An 18,827-nucleotide genomic window follows, 5' to 3' on the forward strand; every position below is an offset into this window, starting at 1 on the left:
CTAGGAGGCGCGGCTGACGGTGGCCTCAGCCAGCCTCCGCAGGGCTGTTTTGGGCAGCTCCTCGAGCGGAAGGGCCTCCAGGGCCTCAAACGCCGCCGAGCCGAACTCGCTGATGAGAACCTCCGTGGCCTGCAGTGCACCGGATTCCTCAATGATCCTGCGGATTTCCTCCACGTCGTCATCCGACAGGTCCGGACTGCCCAGCCTGCCGTCGATGAATGCGGACTCCGCAGCTGTTGCCTGGTCGAGTGCGAGGGCCACCAGGACGGTTCTCTTGCCTTCGCGCAGGTCGTCCCCGGCAGGCTTTCCGGTAGTGAGCGGGTCACCAAAGACACCCAGGACGTCGTCCCGCAACTGGAAAGCTTCGCCCAGGGGCAACGCAAAAGCTGAATAGCCCCGCAGCAGCTCATTCGAAGCACCCGCCAAGGCACCGCCCAGGGCAAGGGGGTGCTCGGTGGAGTATTTGGCGCTCTTGAAGCGGATGATCGACTGGGCCCGGCTGACGGCGCCGGCGCGGTCCCGGACCGGGCCTGCCACTTCCTCGAGGATGTCCAGGTACTGGCCGGCCATGACCTCTGCCCGCATGAGGTTGAAGATCAGTCTCGCCCTGCTCCCCGAGGCCGCCCGCTCGCCGATGTCCGTGAAGGCTTCCTCGCTGAAGGACAGGCACAGGTCGCCGGCGAGGATGGCCGCCGCCTGGCCGAACCTTTCGCTGTCCAGCGCCCAGCCCTGGGCACCGTGAAGCTGGCTGAAGCGGCGGTGTACGCTCGGTCCTCCCCGCCGGGTGTCCGAGCGGTCGATGATGTCGTCATGGATAAGGGCGGCTGCCTGGAAGAGCTCCAGGGCGGCACCTGCAGTCACCACTTCCGCGGCCGCGGCTTCGCCGCCTGCTCCGCGCCAGCCCCAGTAGCACATCAGGGCCCTAAGGCGCTTGCCGCCCGTGACCAGGTTGGAAATGGAGCCCATGATCGGATCGATATCAGGGGAAATGGCAGACATGACAGACTGCCGCGACGTCAGGAACCCGGTGAGTTCACCGGCCACCGCCGCCACATAGTCTGCCTGTTCGTGCCGCAGTTGCTCCGCGGCGGTCACTTGGCTGACTCGGCTGCCACATTGGCGCCGATGGTGAAGGTGGACACGCCCGAGGCTTCCACTACCGCGACGTTCACCGTTTCGTTGTCGCCCCGGACAAAGTCCTTGGATGCCACTGCCCCCACAGCATCACCGGGGACCGCCTTGAAGCCCTGCCCCTCCAGGGCCTTGGTGTAGAAATCGAGCACGGCGGCGGGAGGCGCGCCCGCTGTTGCGACCAGGGCAGCGGTTGCGGGTGCCGACGCCTTGTCGAAGCTGCTGGACACCACCGTGGCACCCGGCATGAGGGGCAGCAGTTCCTGCGGGAAACCTGCCACCACGCCGCCGACGGTGGCGGAGGTGTTGGGCGAAGCGGACGGGCTGGGCGAAGCCGTCACCGTAGCCTGCGTGGCGGCCGGCCGGGACGTGGCGGAAGTGGATCCCGGTGCCGCTGACGGAGTGGGGCTGCAGGCTGCCAGCGCCAGGGCTGCACCGGCAGCGAGAGCAGCCAAGCCCACAGGCTTGAGGTTTCCAAAGACCGTCACAGGGATTTTCCTCCTGGAGTTGATGCCGGATGCAGCCTCCAGTTTAGTCAGTACCGGCGGATAGGATTGCAGTCGTGGGGCCAGACCATACCAACCAGCCAGCCGCTGCGCGCATTCCGGGCCGCAGGCGCAAGTGCATCATGCACGTGGATATGGACGCCTTTTTCGTCTCGGTGGAGCTCCGGACGCGTCCGGAACTGCGTGGAAGACCCGTTATCGTCGGCTTTCCGGCGGAGCGCTCGGTAGTCCTGTCCGCCTCCTACGAGGCCCGGGCTTTCGGCGTCAAATCCGCCATGCCCATGGCAGTTGCAGCAAGGATGTGCCCGCAGGCGGTAATCATCGAACCGCGTCACAAGCTGTACTACGAGGTTTCCGCGCAGCTGATGGCCATCTTCGGGTCCATTACCGAACTCGTTGAGCCGCTGAGCGTCGACGAAGCCTTCCTCGATGTCAGCGGAGCCCTCCGCCGGCTCGGTCCGCCGAGAGGGATCGGCGAACTGGTCCGCCGGCAGGTAGCCTCGGAGCTGGGCATCACGGCGTCGGTGGGCATAGCCGAGACCAAGTTTGTGGCCAAGATCGCCTCCACCCGGTGCAAGCCTGATGGCCTGCTCCTCATCGGGCCCGATGAAACGGTGCCCTACCTGCACAGCCTGCCGGTCGGTGCGCTGTGGGGAGTCGGCGCCAAAACGGCTGAGGTCCTTGCCAAGATGGGCATCCGGACGGTTGCGGACGTGGCGGCAACACCGGTATCCGCACTCCGAAAGACGCTGGGTGCCACAGGTGAACACGTCCACCAGCTCTCCTGGGGCATCGACCCCCGCCCGGTGACCCCGGTACGGCTGGAGAAGAGCATCGGGGCAGAAGAGACATTCGCCACGGATACCGTAGACCAGGCAGTCCTGCACCGGGAACTGCTTCGACTGTCGCACCGTACCGCCGCGCGGTTGCGCAGTTCGGGAATGGTGGCGCGGACCGTTGCCTTGAAACTGCGCTTTGCCGACTTTTCCACCATTACCCGTAGCCGGACAGTGCCCACGCCGGTGGACAGCGCCCAGCTCATCTACGCGGTGGTCCTTCAGCTGCTGGAGTCGGCGGGCAACCGGGGCATGGCGGTCCGCCTCGTGGGAGTAAGGGCTGAGCAGCTGGAAGATGCCTCCCGGACCTCGCTCCAGCTCAGCATTGACCGCCGGGATGACAACTGGCGCGCGGCGGAACAGGCGCTGGATGAAGTGGCCCGGAAATTCGGCAACAAGTCGGTGTTGCCGGCCCGGTTGATGGAACCCGGAACGGGCACTTAATCAGCGGTCAGCTCCCGTCTGCGGGCGGTCCACAAAGCCGATTGCCGTCTTTCAGAACAGCCCTCAACAAACTATCCTTAGAGATACATAGTTTTTGAGTGACTGGACTTACTGCCGGACCCTCTTGGACATGCTCCCGCTCCCGCGGCTGTGTGCCTGGTTTCTGTTTTTGCCAATGCCGGCAAAGCGGGAACCACAAAGGAACAGCAGTCGTTAACGGTGCAGAAGTAGTGGCTGGGAACCAGCCCGGACGTTGGCCTACAAAAGGAGGTCGTGATGCCGCTGTCGGAGCACGAACAGAAGCTGCTTGAGCAGCTGGAGAAGCAGCTTCACGAGGATGACCCGAAGTTCGCGAATTCCATGGGGTCCGACCCCGGACGCTCCTGGTCCACGCGGCATGTGGTGATTGGCGTCCTCTGCGCATTGGCTGGAGTCTTCCTGCTATTGGTGGGTGTCACGCTGCAGAGCATCCTCGTCGGCGTCCTGGGTTTTATCGTGATGGGCGGCGGCGTTTACTTTGCCACGATGCGAAGTTCGGCCGGGGCAAAAACGGGTACCAAGTCCGGCGGCGGAAAGTCCGGCAAGCAGAGGAGTTCTTTCATGAGCAGCCTCGAAGAGCGCTGGGATGAAAGGCGCAGGGGCGAGCAGTAATCGCCGGGGCCCTGGCCCCGCCACTTTCCACCCCTGCGGGGTGCGCAATTCCAAAAAGATCCCCGAAAGGGGATTTTTTTGCTTTAAGCCCCCTCTTTTCAGGACCGGGATGCAGCTGCCCCACATGCCTGCTGACCGTTAGGCAGCGGGCGAGGCAGGCGGTGCTTCCAACAGCGCTGGCTGGATAAATGCCCTCCACTTTCCACCACCGGCCCAAAATCCGCGCCATTTCAGGGTTCAACTCCCATAACTCGCAGCTTCCGTGGTGTGTTTTGCGTTGACTGTGGGGGAAAGTGGAGTAATGTGGAGGACATAAGAGGGTGGTTGCAACATTGGGGATGTGCAGTTCCTGACAGCGGACGGACGGTGGGCCAGTGTTTCTGGGCACGCACTCGCCACGTCTGGATGAAAAGGGACGGATCATTCTCCCCGCGAAGTTCCGCGAGGAACTTGCCAGCGGGCTGGTGCTCACAAGGGGCCAGGAACGATGCATCTACGTCTTCAGTGAGAAGGAATTTGCACGGGTCCATGAGCAAATGCGGGAGGCGCCAATCTCCTCGAAGCAGGCCCGTGACTACATCCGCGTTTTTCTCTCTGGAGCCTCTGACGAGGTACCTGACAAGCAGGGGCGCGTAACTATTCCACCGGCGCTCCGGGAGTACGCAGGACTGGGCAGGGAGCTTGCCGTTATTGGGGCGGGTTCGCGGGCCGAGATCTGGGACGCCCAGGCTTGGAATGAATACCTCGCCGAGAAGGAAACTGCCTTCTCGGAAACTGATGATCCCATTCCGGGCATTCTCTGAATTCCCGGAATAAGCATCAGGAGTTTCTTGGACGAGATCTCCAGCCGCCCATCGGCTGGCCAACCTGACTCACTTCCCCGGAGCCAGGCGGGCGGGACGATAGGCGCGGATGGGGATCTGGCCCAAGAAGCAGGTACGGCGACCACGACGGCGAGAAAGGACGAGGCATGAACGAACAACCGAAGCCCACGTCCGAACGCCATGTGCCGGTCCTGCGGGACCGGTGCATCAATTTGTTGGCCCCGGGATTCGAGGCGGCAAGGCTCCGCGGCGAAACGCCCGTGGCAATAGATGCCACCCTCGGCATGGGCGGCCACTCCGAAGCCATGCTCCAGCGCTTCCCGGACCTTCACCTCATCGGCATCGACCGGGATGAGGAGGCCCTTGCCCTCGCGGGGGAGCGCCTGGCGCCCTTCGAAGCCCGCACGGACCTGGTCCACGCTGTCTATGACGAGATCCAGGACGTCCTTGAGGACCTGGGCGTGCCGGAGGTGCACGGGATCCTGATGGACCTTGGTGTTTCCTCGCTGCAGCTCGACGAGCGGGAGCGGGGCTTCGCATACTCCTTCGATGCTCCCCTCGACATGCGCATGGACACGAGCCGGGGCCAGACCGCCGCGGATGTGGTCAACAACTACAGCGAAGAAGAGCTGGTCAGGATCATCCGCAAATGGGGCGAGGAAAAGTTTGCCGGCCGGATAGCCAACCGAATCGTCGCTGCCCGCGCAGAGGCACCCTTTACCACCACCGGACAACTGGTGGACCAGATCCGGGCAGTGGTACCTGCCGGCGCCGCCAAGTCCGGGGGACACCCGGCCAAGAGGACTTTCCAGGCACTGCGCATTGAGGTCAATGAAGAACTCGATGTGCTGGAGCGGGCCGTCCCGGCGGCGGTCGACGCCACCGCTTTGGGCGGGCGCATCGTCGTGATGTCCTACCACTCCCTGGAGGACAAGATCGTGAAAAGCGTCTTCCAGTCCCGCTCCAAGTCGTCGGCGCCCCTCGGTTTCCCCGTGGAGCTGGAGGAGCATAAACCGGAACTCAAGACCCTGACCAAAGGCACCGAGGTACCTACCGCCGTCGAAATCGCCGAAAACCCGCGGGCAGCCTCAGCAAGGCTGCGCGCGGCTGAACGAATCAGAGCCAGGAGAGCTGCATGAGCACCGCTGCCGTCAAGAACTTTCCCGTCGTCTCCGGCAGTTCGGCAGCCAGCAGCAGCCTGCCTGCAGGATCACCGGGCGTCGGCCGCAAGAGCCGCACGCCGCTCTCCGTGGTCCGCAACATTCCCCGGAAGCGCCGCGCTCCCTTCGTGGTGCTGTGCTTTGCCCTGCTGGCCGTGGCGCTGATCGCTGTCCTGGTCCTGAACATCTCGGTCTCCACCGCGCAGTACCAGCTCGTGGAGCTGCGCGCCCGGCAGAGCACCCTGACCAAGCAGAACCAGGACCTTACCCAGCAGGTGCAGAACTTTGAGGCTCCGCAGAACCTGGCCGCCAAAGCCAAGGACTTGGGCATGGTGGCCTCCACCGTCAAGGGGCAGATCGATCTGTCCACCCTGTCGGTGACGGGCAAGGCGACACCGGCAGTTAAGGGAGGTTCCGAGGGAGCCGTCATCCCGGCCCCGGCCGTCGCCGGCCAGCTTTTGGTGGTCCCGCCGGCAACCAAGGGGGAGCCGCTGGAAAGCCGCAAGCCTGTGGAAGCGGCACCGCCTGCAACCCAGACGCCCGCCGCTGACGCTCCCGCCGGCCAAGCGCAGGCACAGGCACAGGCCCAGGCGCCCGCAGCACCGCCTGCCGCGGCGGTACCCCCTGTTGAGCTTCACGGCGGCACTGTACCTGTGCCGCAGCAGAAGGTCCCGGGGCAATAGCCAGGACATCCGGCAGGTAACAGGGACGAACAGCAAGGAATTCCACGGTGGCGCAGAGGACCGGCAAACCGGCAGACAAGGTACCCAACGCCACCCGGCGGCTGCGCCTGGGGCTCGGCATCATGCTCACCCTCCTGCTGGTGGTGGGCGGCAAGCTGTTCCTGGTCCAGGGGCTGGACGTTGGTGGCATGGCAGCGGCCGCCCTCAACAAGCGGATGACCGAGACGGTCCTGCCGGCCGAACGGGGAAGCATCCTGGACTCGAACGGCACCGTCCTGGCCAACAGCGTCATCCGGTACAACGTGGTGGTGGACCAGCGGGTCAACACCAAGACCGAAACCTTTAAGCGGCTCGACGAAGCCAACGAAAAGCTGGTGGACGTTTCCCGGGACCAGGGGCTCACCGAGCTCGCTGCCGCACTGGGGATGGACAAGGACGCCATCCGTGAAGCCGTGACCGGGGAGCGGCCCTACTACATCGTGGCCAAGGACGTGAAGCCGGATGTAGAAGACCGCATCTCGAAACTCCAGATCCCGGGCATCGTCACGGAAGGCGTCAGCAAGCGGGTCTATCCCAACGGTTCCGTGGCCGGCGGCATTATCGGCTTCCTCAAGGACGGCAGCACCGGCCAGGCAGGCATCGAGCAGACCCAGGACGAACTGCTTCGGGGCAAGGACGGCAGGCGGCTCTTCGAGATTGGTGCGGACGGACTGAGGATCCCGGTGGGCATGGACGAACTGACGCCGCCGGAGGATGGCAAGGACGTCAAGCTCACCCTCAACTCGGATCTTCAGTACTTCGCCCAGCAGGCCATCCAAAGCCAGACGGACAAGCTCGGCGCCGAGTGGGGCACCATCATCGTGATGGATGCCAAGACGGGCGACCTGGTGGCCATGGCGGACACCAATGCCCCGGACCCCAATGATCCCGGCCGGGTGGCCGCCAAGGACCGCGGAGTCCGCGCTGTCACGGCCGCCTATGAACCCGGCTCCGTGCAGAAGATGATGACGGTTGCCGCCCTGATCGAGGAGGGAAAAGCCAGCCCGCTGGACACCTTCACCCTGGGTCCCTCCTATACAGTGGACGGCCAGACGTTCAGCGACTCCTTCGCCCACGGCACGGAGGAACGGACCCTCGCCGGCATCCTGGGCTATTCGATGAACACCGGCACGGTGATGGCCGGGCAACGGCTCAGCAAGCAACAGCGGTACGAATGGCTGCAGAAGTTCGGCATCGGCGAGGCCCCGGACATCGGGCTTCCCGCCGAAGCCTCCGGCATCCTGACTCCTTGGGAGCAATGGGACGGCCGGCAGGAATACACGGTCCTGTTCGGCCAGGGCGTCTCCCAGTCGACCCTCCAGACGGTGCGGGCGTTCCAGTCCATTGCCAACAACGGGGTCATGCTCCAGCCGCGCCTGATCGATTCCTATGTTTCGCCCGACGGCGCGGAGGAGAAGGTGCCCGCAGCCCCTTCCCGGCGGATCGTCTCGGAGGATACGGCCCAGCAGGTCCAGGACATCCTGGAGAGCGCCGTCACCGAAGGCCAGATCAAGGATGCCGGCATCGACGGCTACCGCGTGGGGGCGAAGACCGGCACCTCGGAGTCACCGTGCGACGACGGCGCAGGCTACTGCGGATACACAGCCTCCCTGGTGGGCATGGCACCTATGGATGATCCGCGGTTTATTGTTGAGGTGGTACTCCAGCGGCCCAAGGGCAGCATCTACGGGATTACCAACGGGCCGGTCTTCCGGTCGGTGATGAGCCAGGCACTGCGGACCTACAACGTCCAGCCGTCCACCGGCGAGCCGGCCAGGCTGCCCCAGTTCGCCAAGTAGCATCCCGGCCTGAAGCCCGGACCAGCGGCCCGCTGATCCGGTCCCCTCTGCGCCGGCCACGGTCCACTAGCACCATCGGAGATTCCTTGTCTGAGTTCAACCTGCCCCAGGACAGCGCCGCTCCCGCCGCTCCTGCCACCAATGCGCGGTTCCGGCCCTCGGCCGTGGAGGCGCTGCCGCTGGGCAGCATTGGTGACGCTGTGGGCGTCAACGTTCCCGGACCTGCCGCCGACATATCAGTGACCGGCATCTCCCTGGACTCCCGGGCAGTGGAACCCGGAGACCTCTATGTTGCACTTCCCGGCGCCGCGCGCCATGGCGCCGACTTCGCCGCCCAGGCGATTGAGGCCGGGGCGGTCGCAGTGTTGACGGACGACGCTGGTGCACGGCTGCTGGCTTTGTCCTCCGATACGCCCGTACCCGTACTGGTCGTTGAGTCGCCGCGCAATGTAGTGGGACCGCTGTCTGCCATGATCTACGGCAGCCAGTCAGGCGCGGACCGGTCCCTGCAGCTGTTCGGTGTCACTGGCACCAACGGCAAGACCACTACCACGTACTTCATCACCTCCCTGCTGGCCGCCCTCAGCAGGCGTGCCGGGTTGATCGGCACCATCGAGATCCTTGCCGGCGGCGACCCCATCCCAAGCCTGCTCACCACACCGGAGTCAACTGACGTGCACGGGCTGCTGGCACTGATGCGCGAACGGGGACTGGCAGCCGCCGCCATGGAGGTTTCCTCCCATGCCATCTCCTACCAGCGGGTGGACGGGCTGATGTTCGACGTTGCCGGCTTTACCAACCTGACGCAGGACCACCTCGACCTGCACCACACCATGGACGACTACTTCGCCACCAAGGCTGAGCTGTTCACGCCCGGCCGCGCACGCAAAGCAGTGGTGACGATCGACGACGAGTGGGGCCGGCGCCTTGCCGGCGCCGCGGAGGTGCCGGTCACCACCTTGGGCACCGTGCCGGGGACTGCCGCGGACTGGATCGTCGCCTCGGCGTCCGCGCGCGGCCTGGGCACGGAGTTCACGCTTCGTGGACCGGAAGGCATGGAACTTCGCCTCCACACCGGCCTTCCCGGAAGCTTCAACGTGGCCAACGCGGCCCTGGCGGCACTCATGGTGCTCCAGTCCGGCGTTGAACCGGCGGACCTGCAGGCGGCCCTGGATGCCGCGGATCCCTTCACCGTGGCGGTGCCCGGCCGCATGCAGCTCATCTCCGAGGAACCTGCTGCCGTCGTGGACTTCGCGCACAACACGGATGCGCTGGCGCGGGCCCTGGAGGCAGTCCGTTCACCCAAGCCGGATTCCAGGCTGATCGTGGTCTTCGGTGCCACCGGGCAGCGGGACCAGGGCAAACGCCCGGCGATGGGTGCCATCGCGGCCCGGCTGGCCGACACCGTTATCGTCACTGACGACGACCCCCACGATGAGGACGCCGCGGCCATCCGCCGGGACGTCCTGGCCGGGGCGGAGGAGGCCCAGGCCGGCGACGGCCTGCCGTGCGAACTTCTGGAGGTGTTCCCCCGTGACAAGGCGATCCGCCGGGCAGTGGAGCTGGCGCGGCCACAGGACACCATCCTTGTCGCAGGACGCGGCCATGAGGTCTGGCAGGAAGTGAAGGGCGTCAACCTTGCCCTCGACGACCGGGTGGAACTGCGGAGCGCCTTGACAGCCAGGGGATTCAACGTTCTCCAAGCCGACCGGATAGAGTCCTAGACCGAGATGATTGCATTTACTGCGGCGGAGATCGCCGAAATCACCAGCGGGCGCCTGGACGCCGATCCCGGAATCACGCCCCTCACGGTGGTGACGGATTCACGCGAAGCCACGACAGGTTCGCTTTACGTCGCAAAGCCGGGCGAGTTCGCGGACGGCCACGACTTCCTCCCGGCCGCCTTTGAAGCCGGGGCCGTCCTGGCCCTTGCCGAGCGGCCCGTAGCCGGGCCGGACGGGCTGCCATACCCCTCCATCCTGGTGCCCGACGCCGTCCTGGCCATGGGTGCGCTGGCAGCCGAGGCTGTCCGCAGGATACGTGCGGCGCGGGCTGAAGCAGGCGGGGAACTCACAGTGGTGGGCATCACCGGCTCCGCCGGCAAGACCACCACCAAGGACCTGCTTGCCGGAATCTTCTCGGCCCACGGCGAGACCGTGGCACCGCAGGGGTCCTACAACGGCGAAGTCGGAGTACCGCTCACGGTGTTCCGTGCGGATACCGACACCCGCTACCTCGTCATCGAGATGGGTGCTACCGGCATCGGACACATCCGCTACCTGGCGGAAATGGTCAAGCCGGACATCGGGGTTGTCCTTGGCGTCGGGACAGCGCACGCCGGCGAATTCGGGGGAGTGGAGAACATCGCCCTCGCGAAGGGTGAACTCGTGGAGGGACTCACCGCCGCCGGAACTGCCATCATCAACCTCGACGACGACAGGGTGGCTGCGATGCGCAGCCGCACCACGGCAGCGGTGCTGGGCTTCTCCGCGGAAGGACGCGAAGACGCCGCCGTCCAGGCCCTCAATGCCGACACCAACGCCGGCGGCAGTCCGGAGTTCGACCTCCTGCTGCCAGGCGGTGAAGGGCCGCACCACGTCTCCAGCCGCCTTATCGGCGCCCACCATACCGCGAACCTCCTCGCAGCGGCAGCAGCGGCCTTCGCCGCCGGCATCTCCGGCGCGGACATCGCATCCGGGCTGAGCAGTCAAACAGCTGCCAGCCGCTGGCGGATGGAACGGACCGAACGCGCCGACGGCGTAACCGTCATCAACGACGCCTACAACGCAAACCCCGAATCCATGAGGGCCGCCCTTCGTACCCTCGCCGACCTGGGGCGCGGACGGCGCACCTGGGCCGTCCTCGGCGCCATGCTGGAACTCGGCGATGACTCCATCCGGGAACACACCGCCGTGGGCACCCAGGTGGTGCGGCTCAACATCTCCCGGCTGGTAGTGGTGGGCCGCGAAGCGCGTGCGCTCTATGTCTCCGCCGTACAGGAAGGGTCCTGGGGGGACGAATGCATCTTCACGGAGACCGCCGACGAGGCCTACGAGCTCCTGAATGCCGAACTCCAACCCGGGGACCTGGTGCTGTTCAAGTCCTCCAACAGCGTGGGACTGCGCCATTTGGGCGATCGGATAGCATTACCCCCAACCCGCCAACCCGCCGATGAAAGGAGCACTCTGCTGTGATTGCACTTTTGATCGGCGCCGGGCTCGCCCTGCTGTGCGCCCTGGTGGGAACACCGCTCTTCATCCGGCTCCTGGTCCGCCGCGGCTATGGCCAGTTCATCCGCGACGACGGGCCCACCTCGCACCACACCAAGCGCGGGACACCCACCATGGGCGGGACGGTCGTCGTGGCAGCGGTCCTGCTGGCCTACGGACTCACCCACCTCATCATGTTCATGATGAATCCGGATTCCCCCGGGCCGTCCGCATCCGCCCTGATCCTGCTCTTCCTGATGGTGGGGATGGGGCTCGTCGGCTTCCTTGACGACTTCATCAAGATTTCACGGCAACGCAGCCTGGGCCTCAACGCCAAGGCAAAACTGATCCTGCAGGCAGCGGTGGGCATCATCTTTGCCGTGCTGGCGCTCAACTTCCCGAACGAGGACGGGCTGGCGCCGGCTTCCACCAAGATCTCGTTGGTCCGGGACCTGCCCTGGCTGGATCTGGCTTTCGGCGGCACGGTCCTGGGCGCCATCCTCTTCGTCATCTGGTCCAACCTGATCGTGACGGCCGCCACTAACGGCGTAAACCTCACGGATGGCCTCGATGGACTGGCAGCCGGTGCTTCGGTCATGGTCTTCGGCGCCTATACCCTGATGGGCATCTGGCAAAGCAACCAGGCCTGCGGGTCCCCGAGGGAAGCCGGCGGCGGCTGCTACTCCGTGCGGGACCCCCTGGATCTTGCGCTGCTGGCGGCCATCATGAGTGCTGCCCTGGTGGGCTTCCTCTGGTGGAACACGTCACCGGCCAAGATCTTCATGGGCGACACCGGATCGCTTGCCATCGGCGGCGCCATCGCCGGCTTTGCCATCCTGTCCCGGACTGAACTGCTGCTCGGAATCATCGGCGGCCTCTTCGTGCTGATCACCCTGTCCGTGATCATCCAGGTGGGCTACTTCAAGGCCACCGGAGGCAAGCGCGTCTTCAAAATGGCGCCGCTGCAGCACCATTTCGAACTCAAGGGCTGGGCGGAAGTGACGGTGGTGGTCCGTTTCTGGATCCTGGGCGGACTCTTCGTGGCCGCCGGCCTTGGCATCTTCTACGCTGAATGGGTTGTACTGCTGTGACCGTTTCCCCCCGCCTGCAAAACCTCGTTACCTGGGACTCCGACTGGAGTGGCCTGCGCGTGGCCGTCACCGGTATCGGCGTTTCCGGCTTTGCCGCTGCCGACACCCTGATCGAACTGGGAGCCCGCGTGGTGGTGGTGGATGCCGCCACCACCGACAAAGCGAAAGCACACGCCGAGACTCTCAAGATCGTCGGCGCAGCCGATGTGCTGCTGGGGGAGGACGCCGTCACCCGCATTCCCCGGATTGACGGGGAACTTCCGGAACTGATCGTCACCTCGCCGGGCTGGCGCCCGGACCAGGCACTCCTCGCTGCCGCAGCCCGCGCCCACATCCCCGTCTGGGGCGACGTGGAGCTCGCCTGGCGGGTACGGACCAGGGAAGGCCGGAAGACCGCCGACTGGCTCGCTATCACCGGCACCAACGGAAAGACCACCACGGTGGGCCTTACCGAATCGATGCTCCGTGCAGCAGGCCTAAAAGCCATCGCCGTGGGAAACGTGGGAACGCCCATCCTCGATGCCATCCGGGACCCCGTAGAGTACGACGTCTTCGCCGTTGAACTGTCCAGCTTCCAGCTGCATTGGGCCGAATCGCTCTCCCCGGTGGCCAGCGTCTGCCTGAACGTTGCCGAAGACCATGTCGACTGGCACGGCTCGTACGACTCGTACCTCGCGGACAAAGCCAAGGTCTACGAGCAGACCCAAAAAGCTTGCCTTTACAACGCCGAGCAGTTCGAGACCGAGCGCATGGTGGAGAACGCCGACGTCGTGGAAGGATGCCGGGCCATCGGGTTCACAACTGTCACGCCCGCCATCAGCATGCTCGGCGTGGTTGAAGGGCTCCTGGTGGACCGGGCCTTCATCGAGGAGCGCAAGGACAGCGCGGCCGAACTTGCTTCGATGAAAGACCTCGGCGCCTTCGCGCCCCGCCACATGGTGGCCAACGCCCTCGCTGCCGCCGGGCTGGTCCGGGCCTACGGGGTGGATGCAGCCGCCGTGCGGCAGGGCATCCGGGACTACATCCCCGGCGACCACCGGATCCAGCCGGTGGCCCGCCACAACGGCGTGCTCTGGGTCAACGATTCCAAGGCCACGAACCCGCACGCGGCCTCCGCCTCCCTTGCCGCGTTTACCAACGTGGTCTGGATTGCGGGGGGCCTGTCGAAGGGCGTCTCCTATGACGACCTGGTGCGGGAGCACGCCTCCCGGCTGAAAGCCGTGGTGCTGATCGGCAAGGACACTTCGGTCCTTACTGCCGCCCTCCAGCGACACGCGCCGGATGTCCCGGTGATCAAGGCGGTAGCGGGTGACACTGAAGAAGTGCAGACTGCTGCAGCGGGTGCCGACGAAGCGGGTTCCCCCCTGTCCGGGGAACAGGTGATGTCGCTGGCCGTTGCGTCGGCCGCCCGGCAGGCCGCCTCCGGCGATACTGTGCTGATGGCTCCGGCAGCTGCTTCCATGGATCAGTTCTCTTCCTATGCTCACCGTGGTGACACTTTCATCGCAGCTGTCCGCGGGCTGGTGGAAGGGCAGGGACAGACCGGCGAGGAGTAAGCATGGCCAGCACGCCCACCCGGCCGCCAGCCAGACAGCAGGCCCGCACGCCCGGCCCCGGCTCCTCCGCAACGTCCCTCAGCCGGCAGTCAACCCTGCCCGGAAAGCTGCGGAACGCGTACCGCAGGTTCTGGTCCGCCCTTGAAGGCAACGGAACCTCCCGCAACGGCTCCACGTACTACCTCATCCTGGGCTCCACCCTGGCCTTGACGGCCATCGGGATCATGATGGTCCTTTCGGCCTCAAGCGTCGAATCCATCGCAGCGGGCAAGTCGCCTTACGGGGACGCCCTGAAGCAGGGCATGTTTGCCGCCATCGGTATCTTCACCATGTTCGTGCTGTCACGCATCAACGTGGTCTGGCTGAAGCGGCTCGCCTGGCCGGCGATCGGCATCGCGCTGGCACTGCTGGTCCTGGTCCAGGTGGTGGGTGCCGAAGTCAACGGCAACAAGAACTGGATCGACCTGGGCGGCATCACCTTCCAGCCATCCGAGGCGTCAAAGCTTGCCCTCGCCCTCTGGATGGCCACGGTGCTGGCCATCAAGGGCCGGCTGCTGAGCCGCTGGCAGCATGTTGCCATCCCCGCCGTCCCCATGGCCGCTGCGGTGATCGTTCTTGTCCTGGTGGGCAACGACCTCGGCACCGCCATGATCATCATGATGATTACCGCTGCGGCACTGTTCTTCGCCGGGGCGCCCGTCTACCTCTTCGGCATCGCCGGCCTCGTGGCAGCCGCCGGAACAGCCGTTATGGCTGTGACCAGCTCCAACCGGGTTTGCCGGATCACCTCCTGGTGGACCGGTGAATCCTGTGCCGACGGCGTCGACGCCAACTACCAGGCGACCAACGGCCTCTACGGACTGGCCTCCGGCGGCTGGTTCGGCGTGGGACTCGGCCAGAGCCGGCAAAAGTACAGCTGGATTCCCGAAGCCCACAACGACTTCATCTTCGCCATCATCGGCGAGGAACTCGGCCTGGTGGGCACCGTCGTCGTCCTGATCCTGTTTGCGATCCTCGGCGCCGCCATCTACCGGGTCGTAGTGGCCCAGGAGGACATGTTCCACCGGGTACTTGCCGGAACCATCATGGTGTGGCTGCTGGGCCAGGCGACCGTCAACATGGCCGTCGTCACCGGGCTGATGCCCGTCATCGGCGTGCCCTTGCCTTTCATCTCCTATGGCGGTTCGGCCCTGCTGATGTCCCTCTGCGCCGTCGGCGTAGTGCTGTCGCTGGCCCGGGAGCAAATGGCTCCCGCCATCCGCCCGAAGAAGATGCTGAAGTTCAAGGGCGGGAGCCGCGGGGCTGCTGCGAAGAAAAAGACTGCAAGAAAGCGTGCCTGATCCGAGATGACTCCGAAAACCCCCTCCATCGTCCTGGCGGGCGGCGGAACAGCCGGCCACATCAGCCCTCTCCTGGCCATCGCAGCAGCGGTGCGCAATGCCTCTCCGGATGCTGCCCTGCTCGCCGTCGGGACGCCCGCCGGAATGGAAACCCGGCTTGTCCCGGCGGCAGGGGTGGAACTGGCCACCATTGACCGCGTGCCGTTGCCCCGGAAGCCCTCCGTGGACCTGGTCCGGCTGCCGGCACGCCTGGCAGGGGCCGTCCGCCAGGCGGGCTCCATCCTCGACAAGGCGCAGGCGGATGTCCTGGTGGGCGTCGGCGGCTACGTCTGCACCCCGATGTACCTTGCTGCCCGGAAGCGGCGGATCCCCATCGTCATCCACGAGGCCAATGCCCGGCCCGGCCTGGCGAACAGGGTGGGGGCAATGCTGACAAAGCGCGTCGCGGTTGCCTTCGATGGAACGCCGCTCCCGCACGCCGTGCACGTCGGCATGCCCATGCGCACCGAAATTTCATCGCTCGACCGGCCGGCGGCACGGCAGTCTGCCAGGGAAGCACTGGGACTTGAACCGGACAAGCCCACCCTGATCGTGACCGGAGGCTCCTCCGGCGCCCAGAGCATCAACCGGACCATCGCCGGCGCCGTCGGCCAGTTGGCAGCCGCGGGGATCCAGACCCTGCACATCACAGGGCGGGGCAAGTCGATCCTGGACGACGCCGGCAAGCCGCTCAGCGCGGAAGGCTACCGGCAGGTGGAATACGTCGACGGCATGGAGCTCGTCTACGCCGCCGCCGATGTGCTGCTGGCCCGCTCGGGTGCTGCGACGGTCTGCGAAGCAGCCGCGGTCGGAGTGCCTGCAGTCCTGGTGCCGCTGCCCATCGGCAACGGGGAACAGGCCCTGAACGCCGCGAACCTCGTGGCGGCCGGCGGCGCACTGCTGGTTCCGGACCGGGATTTCAATGCCGGTTGGGTGGCGCGGGAGCTGATACCGCTGGTCACCGACAAGGACAAGCTTGCCACCATGGCAGCCAATTCCTACCGGCTCGGCATTCGAAACGCCGACCAGCGCATGGCTGGTCTCATCCTGGAAGCGGTAACTGCATGATCTCCCACAACGCCGGCCTTGAATCTCCGGGCAGCCTGCAATCCCTCGGCAAGGTCCACTTCATCGGCATCGGCGGTGTAGGGATGTCCGCCGTGGCACGGATCATGGTGGCCCGCGGCGTCCCCGTCAGCGGCTCGGACGCCAAGGACCTTCCGGTCATGGCGGACCTGGCCGCCGCAGGTGCCCGCATCGCCGTCGGCTACGACGCAGCCAACCTCGCCGACGCGCAAACGGTAGTGGCCGGCTCGGCCATCCGCGCAGACAACCCGGAGCTCGCTGCCGCCAGGCAGGCTGGCCTGCCCGTGCTGCACCGCTCCGAGGCGCTTGCCGCCACCATGGGGGAGGACGTCGTGGTCACAGTGGCCGGAACCCACGGCAAGTCCACCACCACGTCCATGGTGACAGTCCTGCTGCAGGGTGCAGGGCTGGACCCCTCGTTCGCGATCGGCGCCAACGTGCCGGCCCTCGGCGTCAATGCCGCGCACGGCAACTCCGGAATCTACGTCGCCGAAGCCGACGAGTCCGACGGCTCGTTCCTGAACTACCGTCCCCGGATCGCGGTGGTCACGAACGTGGAGCCCGACCACCTGGACCACTACGGCACGGCAGAGGCGGTCTATGAATCCTTCGACCGGTTCACAGCGCTGCTGCCCGCGGACGGCGTGCTGGTTGCCTGCGCCGACGACGCCGGGGCGCTGGCCCTTGCCGAAAGAACCAGGGCACGCGGCAACACCCGCGTGGTCCTGTACGGCACCGGTGCAGGCGCGGACCTGGTGCTTCACGACAACGGACCCGGCAAGGTGGCGGTGTCCGGACCCGCAGGCCGCCACGAACTTTCGCTGCAGGTACCGGGGCGGCATAATGCGCTGAACGCCGCCGCCGCGTTCGCCGTTGCCCTCGAACTGGGCGTGGAACCGGCCACGGCCGCCGCTGCCCTGGCGAACTTCTCCGGCGCGGCCCGGCGCTTCGAACTGAAGGGGTCCGCCAGGGGCGTCCGGGTCTTCGACGACTATGCGCACCACCCCACCGAAGTCCGTGCCGCGCTGACGGCAGCGCGGTCGGTGGCAGGCGAGCACAAAGTCCATGTGCTCTTCCAGCCGCACCTGTTTTCACGGACGCGCGAATTCGCCCGGGAGTTCGCTGAGGCCCTTAACCTCGCCGATACCGCCCTGGTCCTGGACATCTACCCCGCACGCGAAGACCCGATTCCCGGCGTCTCCAGCCAGCTCATCGCCAACCACCTGGGCGCAGGCGGCCGGCTGGTCCCTGCGGCGGACGCCGTGACAGCGGTCGTGGAGGCGGCGAAGGAAGGCGACATCGTCCTGACGGCCGGCGCCGGCGACGTTACCGCGTACGGCCCGCTCATCCTCGAGGCCCTGGGTGCCTAGCTCCCGCCGGCCCACCTACCGGCCGGCTGGAAGGACGGGGAGCACTGCCACCGGCTCCGGCGGAAAAAGCACGCCGGCTTCCGGGCTGCCTGCTTCCGGCCGCGACGATGTGATCTCCGCGTCCCGCAACCTTCCAGAAACTGCGCCGGACAAGCCTGCCGCAGCCAGGAAACCCCCGAAGGCCGCCAAGCAGGCCGGTGAAAGCAAGCTGCGGTTCCCCGGGCTCCGGAAGGACAAGCCCGCAGGGCCGTCCGGCGGTGCCGCCCCGAACGTCCTTGCATTTCCGGAACCGAAGGGAAAGCGGCGCAAGAGGAACCTGCTCATGGTGGTAGCTGCCGTTGCGGCGCTGGTTGCCGGGCTGCTGGCAGGAGCTGTCTATTCGCCCGTGCTTGCCCTGGAGTCCATCTCGGTTTCCGGGACGCGGCTCCTGACCCCTGAGCAGGTGCAGGGCGCCCTGGAGCCACTGCGGGGCAAGCCGCTGCCGCAAATTACTGACGAGGAAGTGGGACGGCTGCTTCAGCCGCTGGTCCAGGTGAAGTCCGTTTCGGCCGAGGCACGGCCGCCGTCAGGACTCGCCGTGGCTGTGCGGGAGCGCGTGCCCGTGGCGCTGGTCAAGCAGGGGGAGCAGTACCAGCTGGTGGACGTGGAGGGCGTGCAGCTGGCAACTACTGCCGATGCCGCCTCGGTCTCCCTGCCGGTCATTGACGGCGGCGCCGGGACGATCGGACAGGACCTGTTCCGCGCCACTGCCGCCGTCCTGGGTGCCTTGCCCGCCGATGTCCTGGCCAAGCTCAGCAATGCCTCCGCGCAGTCGGTGGATGCCGTGGAGCTCAAGCTCGTGGACGGGCAGACCATTATCTGGGGGAATGCATCTGAGAAGGAACTTAAGGCTAAAGTCCTGGAGGCGCTCCTTAAGGTTCCAGCAGACCCCAAGAACCCGGTCAAGGTGTACGACGTCAGCGTGCCGCGCCACCCGGTGACGCGGTGACCGGCATTCTTTCCGGTATTAATCCGACACGCGGACCCGGTTATTGAATGTGGCAACCAGAGGAAATACCGTCAC

General features: G+C 66.0%; 16 protein-coding genes. 14 read left to right on the top strand and 2 right to left on the bottom strand.

Annotated elements, in window-relative coordinates; all coding sequences use genetic code 11:
- Positions 1 to 1,095 carry a polyprenyl synthetase family protein gene (locus tag AC5RUO_RS19345; protein WP_494011963.1) on the bottom strand — a complete coding sequence of 365 codons (1,095 nt, stop codon included), beginning with the start codon at positions 1,093 to 1,095 and terminating at the stop codon, positions 1 to 3.
- The gene (locus AC5RUO_RS19350) at positions 1,092 to 1,619 is read right to left on the bottom strand and encodes a hypothetical protein (RefSeq protein ID WP_494011962.1); all 528 of its coding nucleotides are present in this window, start codon (positions 1,617 to 1,619) and stop codon (positions 1,092 to 1,094) included. The genes AC5RUO_RS19345 and AC5RUO_RS19350 overlap by 4 nt, the downstream gene beginning before the upstream one ends.
- 74 nt (positions 1,620 to 1,693) lie before the next feature.
- Here AC5RUO_RS19350 and dinB point away from each other — a divergent pair, with 74 nt between their 5' ends.
- The 14 genes from dinB to AC5RUO_RS19420 all read left to right on the top strand — a co-directional run bounded on the left by dinB (position 1,694) and on the right by AC5RUO_RS19420 (position 18,752).
- Positions 1,694 to 2,917, top strand: coding sequence for a DNA polymerase IV (gene dinB, locus AC5RUO_RS19355; RefSeq protein WP_494104392.1), 1,224 nt, complete (start codon positions 1,694 to 1,696; stop codon positions 2,915 to 2,917).
- Between the two features lie 276 nt (positions 2,918 to 3,193).
- Positions 3,194 to 3,568, top strand: coding sequence for an SCO2097 family morphological protein (locus AC5RUO_RS19360; protein ID WP_494011960.1), 375 nt, complete (start codon positions 3,194 to 3,196; stop codon positions 3,566 to 3,568).
- A 374-nt stretch (positions 3,569 to 3,942) separates the two neighbouring features.
- Positions 3,943 to 4,371 carry a division/cell wall cluster transcriptional repressor MraZ gene (gene mraZ, locus AC5RUO_RS19365; protein ID WP_009358613.1) on the top strand — a complete coding sequence of 143 codons (429 nt, stop codon included), beginning with the start codon at positions 3,943 to 3,945 and terminating at the stop codon, positions 4,369 to 4,371.
- Between the two features lie 167 nt (positions 4,372 to 4,538).
- Positions 4,539 to 5,531 carry a 16S rRNA (cytosine(1402)-N(4))-methyltransferase RsmH gene (gene rsmH, locus AC5RUO_RS19370; RefSeq protein ID WP_494011959.1) on the top strand — a complete coding sequence of 331 codons (993 nt, stop codon included), beginning with the start codon at positions 4,539 to 4,541 and terminating at the stop codon, positions 5,529 to 5,531.
- Positions 5,528 to 6,235 (top strand): cell division protein FtsL, encoded by a 708-nt coding sequence (gene ftsL, locus AC5RUO_RS19375; RefSeq protein ID WP_494104393.1) that lies wholly within the window; start codon positions 5,528 to 5,530, stop codon positions 6,233 to 6,235. Before rsmH ends, ftsL begins: the two co-directional genes overlap by 4 nt.
- Positions 6,236 to 6,282: 47 nt before the next feature.
- A complete protein-coding gene (locus AC5RUO_RS19380) occupies positions 6,283 to 8,073 on the top strand; it encodes a peptidoglycan D,D-transpeptidase FtsI family protein (protein WP_494011957.1) in 1,791 nt (596 codons plus the stop codon).
- Between the two features lie 86 nt (positions 8,074 to 8,159).
- Positions 8,160 to 9,797: a UDP-N-acetylmuramoyl-L-alanyl-D-glutamate--2,6-diaminopimelate ligase gene (locus AC5RUO_RS19385; protein WP_494011956.1), complete on the top strand. Its 1,638-nt coding sequence runs from the start codon at positions 8,160 to 8,162 to the stop codon at positions 9,795 to 9,797.
- A 6-nt stretch (positions 9,798 to 9,803) separates the two neighbouring features.
- Positions 9,804 to 11,267: a UDP-N-acetylmuramoyl-tripeptide--D-alanyl-D-alanine ligase gene (locus AC5RUO_RS19390; protein ID WP_494104394.1), complete on the top strand. Its 1,464-nt coding sequence runs from the start codon at positions 9,804 to 9,806 to the stop codon at positions 11,265 to 11,267.
- On the top strand, positions 11,264 to 12,373 hold the full coding sequence (gene mraY, locus AC5RUO_RS19395) for a phospho-N-acetylmuramoyl-pentapeptide-transferase (protein ID WP_494011954.1): 1,110 nt from the start codon (positions 11,264 to 11,266) through the stop codon (positions 12,371 to 12,373). The genes AC5RUO_RS19390 and mraY overlap by 4 nt, the downstream gene beginning before the upstream one ends.
- Positions 12,355 to 13,929 (top strand): UDP-N-acetylmuramoyl-L-alanine--D-glutamate ligase, encoded by a 1,575-nt coding sequence (gene murD, locus AC5RUO_RS19400; protein ID WP_494104395.1) that lies wholly within the window; start codon positions 12,355 to 12,357, stop codon positions 13,927 to 13,929. The genes mraY and murD overlap by 19 nt, the downstream gene beginning before the upstream one ends.
- Positions 13,930 to 13,931: 2 nt before the next feature.
- Entirely contained in the window at positions 13,932 to 15,269 is a 1,338-nt protein-coding gene (ftsW, locus tag AC5RUO_RS19405; protein WP_494104396.1) for a putative lipid II flippase FtsW, read from the top strand.
- A gap of 6 nt (positions 15,270 to 15,275) precedes the next feature.
- Complete coding sequence (gene murG / locus AC5RUO_RS19410) at positions 15,276 to 16,376, top strand: undecaprenyldiphospho-muramoylpentapeptide beta-N-acetylglucosaminyltransferase (RefSeq protein WP_494104397.1); 1,101 nt, start codon at positions 15,276 to 15,278, stop codon at positions 16,374 to 16,376.
- On the top strand, positions 16,373 to 17,764 hold the full coding sequence (murC, locus tag AC5RUO_RS19415; RefSeq protein WP_494104398.1) for a UDP-N-acetylmuramate--L-alanine ligase: 1,392 nt from the start codon (positions 16,373 to 16,375) through the stop codon (positions 17,762 to 17,764). Before murG ends, murC begins: the two co-directional genes overlap by 4 nt.
- The gene (locus AC5RUO_RS19420) at positions 17,757 to 18,752 is read left to right on the top strand and encodes a cell division protein FtsQ/DivIB (protein WP_494104399.1); all 996 of its coding nucleotides are present in this window, start codon (positions 17,757 to 17,759) and stop codon (positions 18,750 to 18,752) included. The genes murC and AC5RUO_RS19420 overlap by 8 nt, the downstream gene beginning before the upstream one ends.
- Positions 18,753 to 18,827: the final 75 nt, after the last annotated feature.

The sequence above is a fragment of the Arthrobacter sp. Y3221087 genome (genome assembly GCF_059089905.1).

What these genes read in the sequence shown, in the direction of transcription:
- AC5RUO_RS19360 (WP_494011960.1), top strand. Translation starts at nt 3,194, where the DNA reads ATGCCGCTGTCGGAGCACGAACAGAAGCTGCTTGAGCAGCTGGAGAAG.
- rsmH (WP_494011959.1), top strand. Translation starts at nt 4,539, where the DNA reads ATGAACGAACAACCGAAGCCCACGTCCGAACGCCATGTGCCGGTCCTG.
- ftsL (WP_494104393.1), top strand. Translation starts at nt 5,528, where the DNA reads ATGAGCACCGCTGCCGTCAAGAACTTTCCCGTCGTCTCCGGCAGTTCG.
- AC5RUO_RS19390 (WP_494104394.1), top strand. Translation starts at nt 9,804, where the DNA reads ATGATTGCATTTACTGCGGCGGAGATCGCCGAAATCACCAGCGGGCGC.
- murD (WP_494104395.1), top strand. Translation starts at nt 12,355, where the DNA reads ATGGGTTGTACTGCTGTGACCGTTTCCCCCCGCCTGCAAAACCTCGTT.
- ftsW (WP_494104396.1), top strand. Translation starts at nt 13,932, where the DNA reads ATGGCCAGCACGCCCACCCGGCCGCCAGCCAGACAGCAGGCCCGCACG.
- murG (WP_494104397.1), top strand. Translation starts at nt 15,276, where the DNA reads ATGACTCCGAAAACCCCCTCCATCGTCCTGGCGGGCGGCGGAACAGCC.
- murC (WP_494104398.1), top strand. Translation starts at nt 16,373, where the DNA reads ATGATCTCCCACAACGCCGGCCTTGAATCTCCGGGCAGCCTGCAATCC.